This window comes from Pseudomonas sp. QC2 (assembly GCF_002859085.1).
GTDB classification, from domain to species: domain Bacteria; phylum Pseudomonadota; class Gammaproteobacteria; order Pseudomonadales; family Pseudomonadaceae; genus Aquipseudomonas; species Aquipseudomonas petroselini.
Map to the genome: position 1 here is coordinate 247,909 of NZ_PKKS01000017.1, position 14,735 is coordinate 262,643.

Below are 14,735 nucleotides of genomic sequence, written 5' to 3' on the forward strand. Positions count from 1 at the left end.
TACCTTGCTTGCAGGCAAATCGTCATTTTCATTCTTTAGACTGCGCCAGCCTCGAACCAGGGGCGGTGCCTTCGACTTCATATATAGGGGACTTCGATGTCCGTACGACGCACACGCAAAGACGATGGCAGCCAATGGACAGTTGCGGACAGCCGCAGTGTTTACGGGATTCGCCATTGGGGGGCCGGTTATTTCGCGATCAATGAAGCCGGTCGCGTAGAAGTTCGTCCGAACGGTCCGAACAGTACGCCCGTCGACTTGTACGAGCAGGTCGATGAACTGCGTAAAAGCGGCCTGTCCCTGCCGTTGCTGGTGCGCTTTCCTGACATCCTGCAAGATCGCGTACGCCAATTGACCGGTGCCTTCGATTCGAATATCGAGCGCCTCGAGTACCAGAGCAAGTACACCGCGCTGTACCCGATCAAAGTGAACCAGCAGGAAGCGGTGATCGAGAACATCATCGCCACCCAGAACGTGTCCATCGGCCTGGAAGCCGGCTCCAAGCCTGAGCTGCTGGCGGTATTGGCCCTGGCGCCGAAGGGCGGCACTATCGTCTGCAACGGTTACAAGGACCGTGAGTTCATCCGCCTCGCGCTGATGGGCCAGAAGCTCGGCCACAATGTGTTCATCGTGATCGAGAAAGAATCTGAAGTTGAGCTGGTGATCGAAGAGGCTGCCAGCCTTAAGGTCAAGCCCCAGGTCGGCCTGCGCGTGCGCTTGTCGTCGCTGGCGTCGAGCAAGTGGGCGGACACCGGTGGCGAGAAGTCCAAGTTCGGTCTGTCGGCGGCGCAGTTGCTGTCCGTGGTCGAGCGCTTCCGCGCGGCGGGCCTGGACCAGGGCATCCGCCTGCTGCACTTCCACATGGGTTCGCAGATCGCCAACCTGGCCGACTACCAGCACGGCTTCAAGGAAGCCATCCGTTACTACGGCGAGTTGCGCAACCTCGGCCTGCCAGTGGACCACATCGACGTGGGCGGTGGCCTGGGCGTGGACTACGACGGTACTCACTCGCGTAACGCCAGCTCGATCAACTACGACATGGACGACTACGCCGGGGTGGTCGTGGGCATGCTCAAGGAGTTCTGCGACGCGCAGAGCCTGCCGCACCCGAACATCTTCTCCGAAAGCGGGCGTTCCCTGACCGCGCACCACGCCATGTTGGTGGTGCAGGTGACCGACGTCGAGAAACACAACGACGAAATCCCGGTCATCGAAAACAAGGAAAACCTGCCGGAAACCGTGCAATGGCTGGTAGACCTGCTGGGCCCGACCGACATCGAGATGGTCACCGAAACCTACTGGCGCGCCACCCACTACATGAGCGATGTGGCCACCCAGTACGCCGACGGCAAACTGACCCTGGCCGAAAAAGCCCTGGCCGAACAGTGCTACTTCGCCGTGTGCCGCCGCCTGCACAACTCGTTGAAAGCCCGCCAGCGCTCGCACCGCCAGGTGCTGGATGAACTCAACGACAAGCTGGCCGACAAGTACATCTGCAACTTCTCGGTGTTCCAGAGCCTGCCGGACACCTGGGCCATCGGCCAGGTACTGCCGATCCTGCCGCTGCACCGCCTCGACGAAGAGCCGCTGCGCCGTGCCGTGCTGCAAGACCTGACCTGCGACTCGGACGGCAAGATCAAGCAGTACGTCGACGAGCAAAGCATCGAAACCAGCTTGCCGGTACATGGCTTGAACGAAGGTGAAGACTACTTGCTGGGTATCTTCCTGGTGGGGGCTTACCAGGAAATCCTGGGGGACATGCACAACCTGTTCGGCGACACCGACTCGGTGAATATCTACCAGCGTGAAGATGGTTCGGTGTACAGCGCCGGGATCGAGACGCACGACACCATCGAAGACATGCTGCGCTATGTGCATTTGTCGCCGGAAGAGCTGATGACGCATTACCGTGACAAGTGTGCGAGCGCGAAGATCAGTGCGGCGGAGCGTACGCAGTTCCTGGATGCCTTGCGTCTGGGGCTGACGCGTTCGTCCTACCTGTCCTCGTAAAAAATGTGGGAGGGGGCTTGCCCCCTCCTACTTTTGACGCAGTGCTAATCCTGAAATTGTCTGAGGGCTGAGCAATGTTGAGTCAATGGCTGCAGGTGCTCACCCTGGCAATGGCAGCATTCTTGGCCGCCTGCTCCCCGATCAAAGTCCTCAACGCCCTCACCCCTTCCGATACCTTCACCAAAACCGCTGCCATCGCCTACGGCGATGATTCCCGCCAGAAACTCGATGTCTACCGGCCTGCGCCTGCTATCTCCAGCGCGCCGGTGGTGGTTTTCTTCTACGGCGGCAGCTGGAACAGCGGCTCCAGGGATGACTACGGTTTCGTCGGCGAAGCCCTGGCTTCACGTGGCATTGTCGTAGTGATTGCCGATTACCGGCTCTACCCTCAAGTGCGCTACCCCGCGTTTCTCCAGGACGGCGCCCGAGCGGTGGCCTGGACCCATCAGCACATCGCCGACTACGGCGGTGACCCGCAGCAGCTCTACCTGATGGGCCACAGCTCCGGTGCGTACAATGCTGCCATGCTCGCGCTGGACGCGCGATGGCTTGAGCACGTGAACCTGTCACCGTCGATGCTCAAGGGCTGGATCGGCCTGGCTGGGCCTTATGACTTCCTGCCGATTGAAAACCCGGAGGTAAAACCGGTGTTTTTCTTCCCCGATTCACCGCAGGATTCCCAGCCGATCAACCACGTCAGCGCCGGCGCACCGCCGAGCCTGTTGATGGCCTCGACCGACGACAAGCTGGTCAACCCCTCGCGTAATACCGGCGGCCTGGCCAACACGTTGCGGGCGGCGGGCGTGCCGGTTGAAACCTTCTACTTCGGCAAGACCAATCACCAGACGCTGGTGGCCGCGCTCTCCAAGCCGCTGCGCTGGCTGGCACCGGTACTGGATCGGGTCACGGCGTTTATCCAAGCCACTGATCCTGCCGGTTCAATCGCCAGGCAATCGCCCACAAAGTGAGGCTGCGCAGGGCCATGAACAGCAGGAAGGTTATCCACAGGCCGTGATTCCCCAAACCCTGCAACGCCCACGCGATTGGCAACGTCAGCAACAGGGTCAGCAGCATGCCGTTGCGCATTTCCCGTGCGCGGGTCGCACCGATGAACAAGCCGTCCAGCAAGTAACTCCACACTGCAATCAACGGCAGTAGCGCCAGATAGGGCAAGTAGATGTCGGCGGTTTCGCGCACGCTGGGGATATCGGTCTGCATGGCGATAAACAGGTGGCCGGCGAAGGTGAACAGCAGGGCAAAACCAACGCTGGCGATCAGTGACCAACCGCCGGCCACCACCAGTGAGCGGCGCAGGGATGGGCGGTCGTGGGCGCCGATCGCGTGACCGCACAGGGCTTCGACCGCGTGGGCCAATCCATCCAGGGCGTGGGCCGTCAGTAACAGGCCGTTGAGCAATAGCGCGTTGGCCGCCACGGTAGCGTCGCCAAGGCGGGCGCCTTGCACCGTGATCATGAAAAACACCGATTGCAGCGCGAGGCTGCGGATGAAAATGTCGCGGTTGACCGCCAGCAGCGGGCGCCAGCTCTCCCAGCGTTTCAACGCCGCCCAGGCGAGATGGCCGGGGTAGGCGCGCAGGGCTTTTTGCGTGAGCGCCAGGCCGAGCAGGGCGCCGGTCCATTCGGCGACAACGGACGCGCGCGCCGAACCGACCACACCCCAATCCAGGCCAAGGACGAACCACAGGTTGAGGGCGATGTTGACCAGGTTGGTGGTCAGCAGGATCGCCAAGGGCGCGCGGGCGTTCTGAGTGCCGAGGAACCAGCCGACCAGTGCGTAGCTGGCCAGCGCGGCGGGCAGGCCGAACAGGCGGGTGTGGAAGAAGTCCTGGGTCAGTTGATTCAGTTCGGGAGAGGGTTGCATCCATTCCAGGGCCAGATGGCTCAGGGGGATGCCCACTGTGCCTAATAGCATCGCCAGGCCCAGCGCCAGCAGCAGGCCTTGCAGCAGGATTTGCCGCAGTGCGGCGCCATCGTTGCGCCCGGCGGCTTGCGCGGCAAAGCCGGTGGAACCCATGCGCAGGAAGCCCATGGCCCAGGCAAGAAAGGTATACAGGCTGGCTCCGACCGCCACGGCGCCCAGTTGATGGGCATGGGGCAGGTGGCCGATGACCATGCTGTCGACCAGGGCCACCAGGGGCACCGAGATATTCGACAGGATCATCGGCGCAGCCAGGGCCCAGACGCGGCGGTGGGTGGGGCGGTGGCGCCAGTCGGTGAGTAGGGTGTGCATGCGGGCTCCTTCAGAGGAGCGGCATTGTAACGGGCCCTTAATGTCACTGCAGAACCAATGTGGGAGGGGGCTCGCCCCCGATGGCAGTCTGTCAGTGGGTGAATCTGGAGCTGACCCACCGCCATCGGGGGCAAGCCCCCTCCCACATTTGGATCGTCAGCGTTTGTGGGATTTGGCTCCGCTCGCGTTCCCTCAAGAACCAAACCACCCTCCGTCGGTCAATGTGACCGGCACCTCATCGGCCCCACTCGGGCTGATATATAGTTCACCCCTCGGATCCCTCTCACGACGAGTTCCCCATGCTTAACAAAGGACTGTTCCTTGCCTGCGCGCTGGCCCTGCTGAGCGCCTGTGATTCCTCCGATAAACCGGCTGCTCCGACCGCGCCTGCGGCAGCGACGGTTGCCCCCAAGCCGGCCAAGGCCGCCGTGGATGTGGCGGCGCTGAAGCAGCGCTACGCCGGGCGTGAATTGAGCGTGGTGGATGTGTCCGAGGTGCAGCTCGACGGGGCCAGTACCTTGTCGGTGAGCTTTTCCATTCCGTTGGATCCCGATCAGAAATTCGCTGACAAACTTCACTTGGTCGACAGCAAGTCGGGCAAGGTCGATGGTGCCTGGGAAATCTCCGACAACCTGATGGAGCTGCGCCTGCGTCACTTGGAGCCGCAGCGCAAGTTGGTGCTGACGGTTGACCCCGGTGTGAAGGCCGTGAATAACAACCTGCTGCCCGCCGAGTACATCGCCCGCCTGGAAACCCGCGACCTGCAAGCCACCGTCGGTTTCGCCAGCCGTGGCACGCTGCTGCCGACGCGCCTGGCCGAAGGCCTGCCGGTGATCGCGCTGAACGTCGACAAGATCGACGTCGAGTTCTTCCGCATCAAGCCCGAGTCCTTGCCGTCGTTCCTGGCGCAGTGGGGGCGCAACACCAGCCTGCAAAGCTATGAGTCCCGCGAACTGCTGCCGCTGGCCGATTTGGTCTACGGCGGTCGTTTCGACCTGAACCCGGCACGCAACACCCGCGAAACCCTGTTGCTGCCGATCGCCGGCCTCAAGCAATTGCAGCAGCCGGGCGTGTACCTGGCGGTGATGCGTGCCTCGGGCACCTACAACTATTCCCAACCGGCGACGCTGTTCACCTTGAGTGATATCGGCCTGTCGGTGCACCGCTACGCCAATCGCCTGGACGTGTTTACCCAGGCGCTGGAAGGCGGCAAGGCGCTGGATGGCGTCGACCTAGAGGTGCTCGACGCCGAGGGCCGCGTGCTGGCCCAGGGCAAGACCGAGAAGGGGGGCCACGCTGAGTTGCCTTTGCCGAAAAAAGCCCAGGTGCTGCTCGCCAAGCAGGGCGAACAGACCAGTATGCTGCGCCTCGACAGCGCCGCGCTGGACCTGGCCGAGTTCGACATTGGCGGCCAACCGTCCCACCCATTGCAGTTCTTTGTCTTTGGTCCGCGCGACCTGTATCGCCCCGGCGAAACCGTGCTGCTCAACGCCTTGCTGCGGGACAAGGATGGCAATGCCGTCAAACCGCAGCCGGTGAGCGTCGAAGTGCGTCGCCCGGATGAACAGGTGAGCCGCAAATTCGTGTGGGATGCCGATGCCTCCGGCCTCTATCAATATCAACTGCAACTGGCCGGCGAAGCGCCGACCGGGCGCTGGCAGTTGGTGTTCGACCTGGGTGATGGCAAGCCGCAGTTGTATGAATTCCTTGTCGAAGACTTCTTGCCCGAGCGCCTGGCGCTGGAACTCAAGGGCAGTGACACGCCGTTGAGCCCGGCAGACGACGCGGTGATCCAGGTCAACGGTCGTTACCTGTACGGCGCGCCTGCGTCGGGCAACCGGGTCAGTGGGCAAGTCTATGTGCGGCCGCTGCGCGAAGCGGTCAAGTCGCTGCCCGGTTACCAGTTCGGTTCCGTCACCGAAGAAGAGCTGAGCCAGGATTTCGAGCTGGACGAGAGCGTGCTCGACGCCAAGGGCCAGGAAGCACTGACCCTGGAAAGCAAATGGGCCGAGGCCAAGTCACCGCTGCAACTGATCGTACAGGCCAGCCTGCAAGAGTCGGGCGGGCGGCCGATCACGCGGCGCCTGGTGCAGCCGATCTGGCCGGCCGAGCAACTGCCGGGCCTGCGCGGGTTGTTTGACGGCACGGAAACCAACGGCGATGGCCCGGCGGAATTCGAAGTGCTGCTGGCCAACCAGGACGGGCAGAAACTCGCCGCGCCAAACCTCAAGGTGCGCCTGGTGCGCGAGCGTCGCGATTACTACTGGAACTACTCCGAGAACGATGGCTGGAGCTATCACTTCAACGAGAAATTCCTCAACCTCGACGAACAGACCCTGAACATCAAGGCCGGCGACACCGCCAAGGTCAGCTTCCAGGTGGAGTGGGGCCCTTACCGCGTTGAAGTGGAAGACCCGCAGACCGGCTTGGTCAGCAGCTTGCGTTTCTGGGCCGGCTACCAGGCTCAGGACAACACCGAAGGCGGTGCCGTGCGGCCGGACCAGGTCAAGCTGGCGCTGGATAAACCGGCGTATGGCGATGGCGACACAGCCAACGTCACCGTCACGCCGCCGGCGGCCGGTAAAGGCTACCTGCTGGTGGAGTCTGCCGAAGGGCCGCTGTGGTGGCAGGAAATCGATGTGCCGGCCGAAGGCAAAAGCTTCGCTGTGAAGCTCGACCCGACATGGTCGCGCCATGACCTGTACGTGAGCGCCTTGGTGATTCGCCCGGGCGAGCGCAAAGCCAATATCACCCCCAAACGTGCAGTAGGCCTGCTGCACCTGCCGCTGGATCGCACCCAACGCAAACTGGGCGTGACCCTCACCGCGCCGGAAAAAATGCGCCCCAAACAACCGCTGACGGTGAAGATCGCTGCTAAAAATGCCGATGGCAGCGTGCCCAAGCAGGTGCATGTGTTGGTGGCGGCGGTGGACGTGGGCATCCTCAATATCACTGAATACCCGACGCCGGACCCGTACTCCAGCCTGTTCGGCCGCAAGGCCTACGGCGTGGACCAATTCGATATTTATGGCCAGTTGATCGAAGCCGGGCAGGGCCGCCTGGCCAGCCTGGCGTTTGGTGGCGACGCGGCGTTGGCCAAGGGCGGCAAGCGCCCTGACACCAGTGTGACCATCGTCGCCCTGCAAAGCGCGCCGGTGACCTTGAATGAGCAAGGCGAGGGCGAAGTCAGCGTCAACATTCCCGACTTCAACGGCGAACTGCGCCTGATGGCCCAGGCCTGGACCGATGATCGCTATGGCATGGCCGAAGCCAAAACGGTGATCGCCGCGCCGCTGATCGCCGAGCTGTCGGCACCGCGCTTCCTCGCCGGGGGGGACCAGACGACATTGGCGCTGGACCTGTCCAACCTGTCGGGCAAGGCGCAGAAGCTGGAGGTGCAACTGAGCGCCGACGGGCAGTTGGAGTTGGTCAACAGTGGCGCGCAAACCGTTGAGCTGAAACCAGGCCAGCGCACCACCCTGCGCATCCCAGTGAAAGCGTGGGGCGGGTTGGGCCAGGGCAAGGTCAAGGTGACAGTGAACGGCCTGGACCTGCCGGGCGAGACCCTGCCGCCGTTCACCCGTGAATGGACCCTGGGCGTGCGGCCTGCGTACCCGGCGCTGCTCAAGCATTACCGTGCAGTGCTCAAGGATCAGCCATGGACTCTGCCGGTGGGCACCCTGGATCAATTCGATGCCTCGGGGCGCCAGGCACTGCTGAGCCTGTCGAGCCGGCCACCGCTGAACCTCGGTGCGCAGATCAGTGCACTCAAGGCTTACCCCTACGGTTGCCTGGAGCAGACCGCGAGCGGCCTGTACCCGTCGCTGTATGCCGACGATGCATTGCTCAAGCGCCTGTCGATCAAAGGCGAGTCGGACAGCGAGCGTAAACGCAAGATCGAGCTGGGCATCGAACGCCTGCTGGGCATGCAGCGCTACAACGGCAGCTTCGGTTTGTGGGGCGCTGATGGCGAAGAAGAATACTGGCTGACGGCTTACGTCACCGACTTCCTGCTGCGTGCTCGTGACCAGGGTTTTGCGGTGCCGCCTGAAGCGTTGAAAAAGGCCAGCGAGCGCCTGCTGCGGTATGTGCAGGAGCGTAACCTGATCGACGTCGACTACAGCGATAACGCCGACCACACCCGCTTTGCCGTGCAGGCCTACGCCGGCATGGTGCTGGCGCGCAGTCAGCAGGCGCCGCTGGGGGCGCTGCGCAGCATCTTCGAACGACGCAGCGATGCGCGCTCCGGTTTGCCGCTCGTGCAGTTGGCCATCGCATTGCAGAAGATGGGCGACCAACCCCGGGCGGACCAAGCCTTGCTCGCCGGGCTGGCGGCACAGCGCAATGCCAATGAATGGCTGGCCGACTACGGCAGCCCGCTGCGGGACCAGGCGATGATCCTGGCGCTGCTGGAAGAGAACGACCTGGCCAAAGGTAAGCGTGAGGAGCGCTTGTTCACCCTGTCGGACCAGTTGGCCGCCAGCCCGTATCTGTCGACCCAGGAGCGTAACGCGCTGTTCCTGGCCGGGCGCCTCGGGTTCGCCAAGCCGGATGCGAACTGGCAGGTGTCGCTCACCGGCAGTGGCGGTGTGCAGGAATTGAATAATCAGCAACCGACGCTGGCGTTGGAGGGCAAGTGGCTGTCCAGCGACTTGAGCCTGAGTAATCAGGGTGAGACACCGGTGTACCAGCAACTGACGATCTCGGGTTATCCACAGGTGCCACCCGCGCCTGGCGGTGACAACCTGAGCATCCGTCGCGAATACCTGGGCATGAACGGCCAGCCGCTGAACCTGCGCAGCCTCAACAGCGGTGATCTGGTGCTGGTGCATCTGGCGGTCAGTGCCAAGCAGCGTGTGCCGGATGCCCTTGTGGTGGATTTGCTCCCGGCCGGTTTGGAACTGGAAAACCAGAACCTGGCGCAAAGTGCCGCCAGCCTGGAAAACGCCAGCAGCCAGGTGAAGGAGTGGCGTGAGTCGATGCAGAACGCGTCGCTCAAGCATCAGGAGTTCAGGGACGACCGCTACGTGGCGGCGATCAATCTGGAAGGCTCTGGCACGACGCACCTGCTGTACCTGGCGCGTGCCGTGACACCGGGCACTTACCGCGTACCGCCGCCGCAGGTGGAGTCGATGTACCGGCCGAACTGGCAGGCGGTGGGAGAGACGCCGGCGGATCTGGTGATCAAAGGGCGCTGATATTTAAATGACGGAACTGGGTGCAAATGTGGGAGGGAGCAAGCCCCCTCCCACAGGTGATGTGTGGTGCTTTTGGGTCAGTGGACGACCCAGCTCAGGAGCCACAGGCCCAGCAGCAGCCAGATGATGCCCATGATGATCGAGGCGCGCATGAAGGCACGCACGGCCGAGTACAGCAGCATCAGGCCGATGATCAGGGTAATGATGCTGATGATCGAGGTGTCCATGCCCAACGTGCGGGACAGGCCGTCGATGAAGTTGCCACCGGCGTTGGTCAGGGCACCGAACAGGCCGCTGAGTCCGTCGACGATAAAGCGGATGACGGAACCGAGCGCTTGGCCCAACCATCCGAAAAAGCTTTCTACCTGCATGTGTGTGTCCTGATGAGAGGGTGGGCGTGTCTGTGCCTTTGGTTGTTATTGCAACAGGCTAGTTCCCTATAAGCATAGAGGTTTGCCAGTTTGAGTTTGCGTTTAGTTGCCCGCTGGACCCTGGCCAGCCTTTTGTTGGTGATCGCCTTGCTATGGCTGGCCGACCGCATCTGGCCGTTGCCCCTGCCCCAGGACGATCTGGCGCGGGTGGTGCTGGCTGAGGATGGCACGCCGTTGTGGCGGTTTGCCGATGCCAATGGGGTGTGGCGTTATCCGGTGCAGACCCGCGAGGTGTCGCCGTATTACCTGGAGGCGTTGCTGACCTATGAAGACCGTTGGTTTTACCAGCACCCCGGCGTAAACCCACTGGCGCTGGTACGGGCGACGTGGCAGAACCTCACCGGCACGCGGGTGGTGTCGGGCGGCAGCACCTTGTCGATGCAGGTGGCGCGGTTGTTGGATCCGCATTCGCGCACGTTCCATGGCAAGTTGCGCCAGTTGTGGCGCACGGCGCAGTTGGAATGGCACCTCTCCAAGGCAGAAATCCTTAACCTCTACCTGAACCGCGCACCGTTTGGCGGTACGTTGCAAGGCGTGGCGGCTGCCAGTTGGGCGTATCTGGGTAAATCGCCTTCACAGCTGACCCATGCCGAAGCCGCCTTGCTCGCCGTGCTGCCCCAGGCGCCCAGCCGTTTGCGTCCGGACCGTCACCCGCAACGCGCCCAGGAGGCCCGTGACAAAGTGTTGCGTCGACTCGCCGAGTTCCAGGTGTGGCCGCAAGCTGCCGTCGACGAAGCCCTGGAAGAACCGCTGCTGCTTGCCCCGCGCCTGGAACCGAGCTTGGCGCCGTTGCTCGCGCGCCGCCTGAACCGTCCCGACAGCCCGCCGCTGATCCGCACCACCCTGGACGCCACCCTGCAACGCCGCCTTGAAGACCTGCTGCTGGGCTGGCGCGCGCGTTTGCCGGAGCACACCTCCGCCGCCATTCTGGTGGTGGAGGAAGAAACCATGGCCGTGCGTGCCTACCTCGGCTCGGTGGACATCAATGATGCCAAGCGCTTTGGCCATGTGGACATGATCAGCGCCCTGCGTTCGCCGGGCTCCACCTTGAAACCTTTCCTCTATGGCATGGCCCTGGACGATGGGCTGATTCACTCCGAATCCCTGTTGCAGGACGTACCCAGGCGTTATGGCGATTACCGTCCGGGCAACTTCTCGATGGGTTTTACCGGTGCGGTGCCGGCGAGCACGGCGCTGTCCAGTTCGCTCAACCTGCCGGCGGTGCAGTTGTTGGAAGCCTATGGGCCGAAGCGGTTTGCCGCCGAGATGCGCATCGGCGGCGTGCCTCTGGCATTGCCCGCATTGGCCGAGCCGAACCTGGCGCTGATCCTGGGCGGCGCAGGCAGTCGCCTCGAAGATCTGGTGAGCGGCTACAGCGCCTTCGCCCGGGACGGCAGGAGCGCCAATATTCGATTACAGCCGGACGATACGCTTAGGGAGCGGCCGTTACTGTCGCCAGGGGCCGCCTGGATTGTGCGGCGCATCCTCAGTGGCCAGGCGCGGCCGGACCGCGACCCACGTGCCGAGTTGGTGCAGCGTCCCGTGCTGGCCTGGAAAACCGGCACCAGCTATGGCTTTCGCGATGCCTGGGCGATTGGCGTCGGCCCGCGTTATTTGATCGGTGTGTGGATCGGCCGACCGGACGGCACACCGGTGCCCGGCCAGTTCGGCCTGGCCTCCGCAGCGCCGTTGATGTTGCAGGTGCACGATGTGCTGACCAACCGCGACAGCCAGCGGGGCATTAGCGCGCCCGTCAAGCCGGTGCCGGCGAATGTCGGCGTGGCGGCGATCTGTTGGCCGTTGGGCCAGCCCATGAGCCGCAGCGACCCCAATTGCCGGCGCCAGCGCTTCGCCTGGACGCTGGACCACACCACGCCGCCGACGTTGCAGGCGCTGGACCAACCGTTGAGCGTGGGCTTGATGGAAAGTGTGTGGGTGAATGCCAAGGGCTTGCGGGTCGACGCCCATTGCCCTGGCGCCGAGCCCAAGACCATCGCCCTGTGGCCCGCGCCTCTGGAGCCCTGGCTGCCCAGGGCCGAGCGCCGCGAAGCGCGCATCCCCGCGGCGGACCCCGATTGCCCGCCACCGGCGCTGGCCGCGTCGTCACCGCTGTCGATTGTCGGTATCCGCGAAGGTGACCAACTGCGCCTGCCTGCCGCCAGTCAACAAGCCCTGCGCCTGAAAATCTCCGCCCTGGGCGGCAGCGGGCGGCGCTGGTGGTTCCTCAACGGCGTGCCCCTGGGCGACAGCGCTAACCAGGACTTCATCAACGCCAGTTTCGAGCGCTTGGGCCGCTATCAACTCAGCGTCCTCGACGAAGCCGGGCAAACTGCCAGGCTTGAGTTCAGCGTCGTTGATTAGATCGCCATCGGGGGCTTGCCCCCGATAGCGATCTGAAGGTTCACTTGCCTTCAAGGCCATTCCCCCCGAAGCTATCCACCTTCAGGAGCCCCCGCATGAACCTCGAACACCTCACCGAACGCCTGCACCGCATCCGCGATAACAACGACTGGAAGCCATTCCACAGCCCGAAAAACCTGGTCATGGCCGCCAGCGTCGAAATGGCCGAGTTGGTGGAAATCTTCCAATGGCTGACCGAAGACCAATCGCGCCAGCTCTCTGCCGATAAGCTCGCCCATGCCGGGCAGGAAGTCGGCGATGTCGTGCTGTACCTGCTGTTGCTGTGCAGCGAGTTGGGCCTGGACATGAACGAGGTGGTGCGCGCCAAACTGGCCGACAGCGAACGGCGGTTTGCCCAATGAGTGACCGCCATTTCGACCAGTTGGCCACGCGTTTCGCCGAGAAAATCTACGGCGGTGCCAAAGGGGCGATTCGCCTGGCTGTGCTCCAGGCCGACTTGACCGAAGCCCTGCCCAAGCGCCCCTTGCGTGTACTGGATATCGGCGCGGGGCTGGGCCATATGTCGCTGTGGCTGGCCGAGCAAGGCCACGCGGTCACCCTGGCCGAACCTGCCGAGCCGATGCTCGAAGGCGCCCGCCAACGTTTCGCCGAGGCCGGGCAGACCGCAACTTTTATCCATGCGCCATGGCAAGCGCTGCTGGGCCAGCTCACCGAACCCTACGACGTGGTGCTGTGCCACGCCGTGCTGGAATGGTTGGCCGAACCCCATGCGATCCTGCCGGTGCTGCACCAACTCACGGTCCCCGGCGGCTGGCTGTCGTTGGCGTTCTACAACCGCGATGCGCTGATTTATCGCAACCTGCTCAAAGGCCACTTCCGCAAAATGCGCAAGAACGACATGGCCGGCGAAAAGCAGAGCCTCACGCCGCAACAACCGCTCGATCCGCGTGAGTTGGCGGCGCAACTCGTAGACCTTTGGCAGGTCGAAAGCCAAAGTGGTGTGCGGGTATTTCATGACTATATGCCGGTGGAATTCCAGGCCCGCGCGGATTTGCAGGACCTTCTGGAGATGGAACTCGCTCACCGTCGTCACCCAAGCTTTGCCGGACTTGGGCGTTATTTGCACTGGATCTGCCGTCCGGTTTAAGCGGCCCAGTCTGCGGAGGTCGAAATGCGTCGTCTCTGTTTGATCCTGTTGTCCCTGGGGTTGGGCGCCTGTTCAAGTCCCAACCCTTATGTCGCCACCTCGGCGCCGATCCCGCTGGCGCCGCCCCAGGCGGCCAACACCTTTGATGCCAGCGCCTACCCAGCGCCGGTGCGCGACTACGGCGCTTACCGCAATTGGGCCTGGCGCAACGGCCAACTGCCGGCAGGAACGGCCTGGGCTGATTCGGCGCAGATTGCCGAGGCGGTCAGCGGTGCCCTCGACCAACGCGGCCTGCGCCCCTTGCACGACAACCGCCCTGCGGACCTGCTGGTGAGCGCCGACGTGCGCCTGGAGAAGCGCCTCAAGCAGGTCCAGGACGACTACGGCTACGGTTACGGCGGCTATAACCGCTATGGCAATGGCTACGGCATGTACAACTCGGTGCCGATCGTGCGCACCTATGAGGTCCAGGTCGTGGTGGTTCGCGTCAACCTGTTCGATGCCCGCTCCGGTCAGCCGGTGTGGAGTGCCAGCGCCGAAACCGGCAGCCAGGGCAGCCTCAGCGAGCGGGGCGATGCCTTGCGCCAGGCGGTGCAAAAGGCGATGACGGCGTACCCTCCCAGTTAACCGCTATTCTCATCTCAAGCGCGGGTCGCTCTTTGGAGAACAACCATGTTTCGTCGTATCGCTACGCTAGCTGTCGTCCTGTTGCTGGGCGGTTGCCAGACCAGCCAGGTCAACCACGACTTTGATGCCAGTCGAGACTTCGGCGCCTACCGCAGTTGGGCCTGGAAAGACCCGGCCCTGCAATACCGCCCCGATGATCCGCGCATCAAGAGTGACCTCACCGAACAACGCATCCGCCAAGCCGTGGGTGAACAGCTTGATCAGCGCGGCCTGCGCCCAGCCGCGCCGGGCAGCAAGGCTGACCTCAATGTGCAGGCCTACCTGATCGTCGAAGATCGCCAGCAACAAGTCACCACCAACTACGGCGGCGCCTGGGGCGGCCCATGGAATGGCTACTGGGGCGCGCCGATGTACAACGAAACGCGCAACATCACCTACAAAGTGGCGACCGTCCAGATCGACCTGCTCGACGGCAAGGACGGCAAACTGGTCTGGCGCGGCAGCGACGAACAAATGATGGCCAGCTCGCCCAACCCCCAGGATCGCGACAAAGCCATCCGCACCACCGTCACCCGCATCCTCTCCAGCTACCCACCCCACTAAACCCCTCCGACGGTTTTGTGTGGGACCTGGTTTTATTGTGGTGAGCGGGCTTGCCCCGCGCTGGGCTGCGAAGCAGCCCCATCACCCCACCAAACCTCATCAATCTGT

General features: G+C 63.3%; 10 protein-coding genes. 8 read left to right on the forward strand and 2 right to left on the reverse strand.

From position 1 onward, the window contains the following. Nucleotides 1-96 precede the first annotated feature (96 nt). A complete protein-coding gene (gene speA, locus QCBJ_RS15670) occupies nucleotides 97-2,010 on the forward strand; it encodes an arginine decarboxylase (RefSeq protein ID WP_102061155.1) in 1,914 nt (637 codons plus the stop codon). Nucleotides 2,011-2,084: 74 nt separating this feature from the next. Continuing rightward, nucleotides 2,085-2,978, forward strand: coding sequence for an alpha/beta hydrolase (locus tag QCBJ_RS15675; RefSeq protein ID WP_102061156.1), 894 nt, complete (start codon nucleotides 2,085-2,087; stop codon nucleotides 2,976-2,978). On the opposite strand, the gene QCBJ_RS15680 is transcribed toward QCBJ_RS15675, so the two are convergent. After that, complete coding sequence (locus QCBJ_RS15680) at nucleotides 2,923-4,260, reverse strand: MATE family efflux transporter (protein WP_102061157.1); 1,338 nt, start codon at nucleotides 4,258-4,260, stop codon at nucleotides 2,923-2,925. The two genes, QCBJ_RS15675 and QCBJ_RS15680, sit on opposite strands and share 56 nt — an antisense overlap. A 299-nt stretch (nucleotides 4,261-4,559) precedes the next feature. Here QCBJ_RS15680 and QCBJ_RS15685 point away from each other — a divergent pair, with 299 nt between their 5' ends. Then, nucleotides 4,560-9,458 carry an alpha-2-macroglobulin gene (locus QCBJ_RS15685; protein WP_102061158.1) on the forward strand — a complete coding sequence of 1,633 codons (4,899 nt, stop codon included), beginning with the start codon at nucleotides 4,560-4,562 and terminating at the stop codon, nucleotides 9,456-9,458. Nucleotides 9,459-9,535: 77 nt separating this feature from the next. Here QCBJ_RS15685 and QCBJ_RS15690 read toward each other — a convergent pair whose 3' ends face one another. Further along, entirely contained in the window at nucleotides 9,536-9,829 is a 294-nt protein-coding gene (locus QCBJ_RS15690; RefSeq protein WP_012722009.1) for a hypothetical protein, read from the reverse strand. Nucleotides 9,830-9,919: 90 nt separating this feature from the next. Between QCBJ_RS15690 and pbpC the strand changes: the two genes are divergently transcribed. The 5 genes from pbpC (at nucleotide 9,920) to QCBJ_RS15715 (ending at nucleotide 14,627) form a co-directional block, all read left to right on the forward strand. Next, the gene (gene pbpC / locus QCBJ_RS15695) at nucleotides 9,920-12,250 is read left to right on the forward strand and encodes a peptidoglycan glycosyltransferase PbpC (RefSeq protein WP_102061159.1); all 2,331 of its coding nucleotides are present in this window, start codon (nucleotides 9,920-9,922) and stop codon (nucleotides 12,248-12,250) included. Between the two features lie 95 nt (nucleotides 12,251-12,345). After that, the gene (locus tag QCBJ_RS15700) at nucleotides 12,346-12,651 is read left to right on the forward strand and encodes a MazG-like family protein (protein WP_102061160.1); all 306 of its coding nucleotides are present in this window, start codon (nucleotides 12,346-12,348) and stop codon (nucleotides 12,649-12,651) included. Continuing rightward, nucleotides 12,648-13,397 (forward strand): methyltransferase domain-containing protein, encoded by a 750-nt coding sequence (locus tag QCBJ_RS15705; RefSeq protein WP_012722012.1) that lies wholly within the window; start codon nucleotides 12,648-12,650, stop codon nucleotides 13,395-13,397. Before QCBJ_RS15700 ends, QCBJ_RS15705 begins: the two co-directional genes overlap by 4 nt. A gap of 24 nt (nucleotides 13,398-13,421) precedes the next feature. Next, the gene (locus tag QCBJ_RS15710; RefSeq protein ID WP_102061161.1) at nucleotides 13,422-14,024 is read left to right on the forward strand and encodes a DUF4136 domain-containing protein; all 603 of its coding nucleotides are present in this window, start codon (nucleotides 13,422-13,424) and stop codon (nucleotides 14,022-14,024) included. A 45-nt stretch (nucleotides 14,025-14,069) separates the two neighbouring features. Next, nucleotides 14,070-14,627 carry a DUF4136 domain-containing protein gene (locus QCBJ_RS15715; RefSeq protein ID WP_064052160.1) on the forward strand — a complete coding sequence of 186 codons (558 nt, stop codon included), beginning with the start codon at nucleotides 14,070-14,072 and terminating at the stop codon, nucleotides 14,625-14,627. The last annotated feature ends 108 nt before the right edge of the window (nucleotides 14,628-14,735 follow it).

Excerpts from the sequence above, each read along its gene's own strand:
- speA (WP_102061155.1), top strand. The coding sequence starts at position 97 with ATGTCCGTACGACGCACACGCAAAGACGATGGCAGCCAATGGACAGTT.
- QCBJ_RS15675 (WP_102061156.1), top strand. The coding sequence starts at position 2,085 with ATGTTGAGTCAATGGCTGCAGGTGCTCACCCTGGCAATGGCAGCATTC.
- QCBJ_RS15680 (WP_102061157.1), bottom strand. The coding sequence starts at position 4,260 with ATGCACACCCTACTCACCGACTGGCGCCACCGCCCCACCCACCGCCGC.
- QCBJ_RS15685 (WP_102061158.1), top strand. The coding sequence starts at position 4,560 with ATGCTTAACAAAGGACTGTTCCTTGCCTGCGCGCTGGCCCTGCTGAGC.
- QCBJ_RS15690 (WP_012722009.1), bottom strand. The coding sequence starts at position 9,829 with ATGCAGGTAGAAAGCTTTTTCGGATGGTTGGGCCAAGCGCTCGGTTCC.
- QCBJ_RS15700 (WP_102061160.1), top strand. The coding sequence starts at position 12,346 with ATGAACCTCGAACACCTCACCGAACGCCTGCACCGCATCCGCGATAAC.
- QCBJ_RS15705 (WP_012722012.1), top strand. The coding sequence starts at position 12,648 with ATGAGTGACCGCCATTTCGACCAGTTGGCCACGCGTTTCGCCGAGAAA.
- QCBJ_RS15710 (WP_102061161.1), top strand. The coding sequence starts at position 13,422 with ATGCGTCGTCTCTGTTTGATCCTGTTGTCCCTGGGGTTGGGCGCCTGT.
- QCBJ_RS15715 (WP_064052160.1), top strand. The coding sequence starts at position 14,070 with ATGTTTCGTCGTATCGCTACGCTAGCTGTCGTCCTGTTGCTGGGCGGT.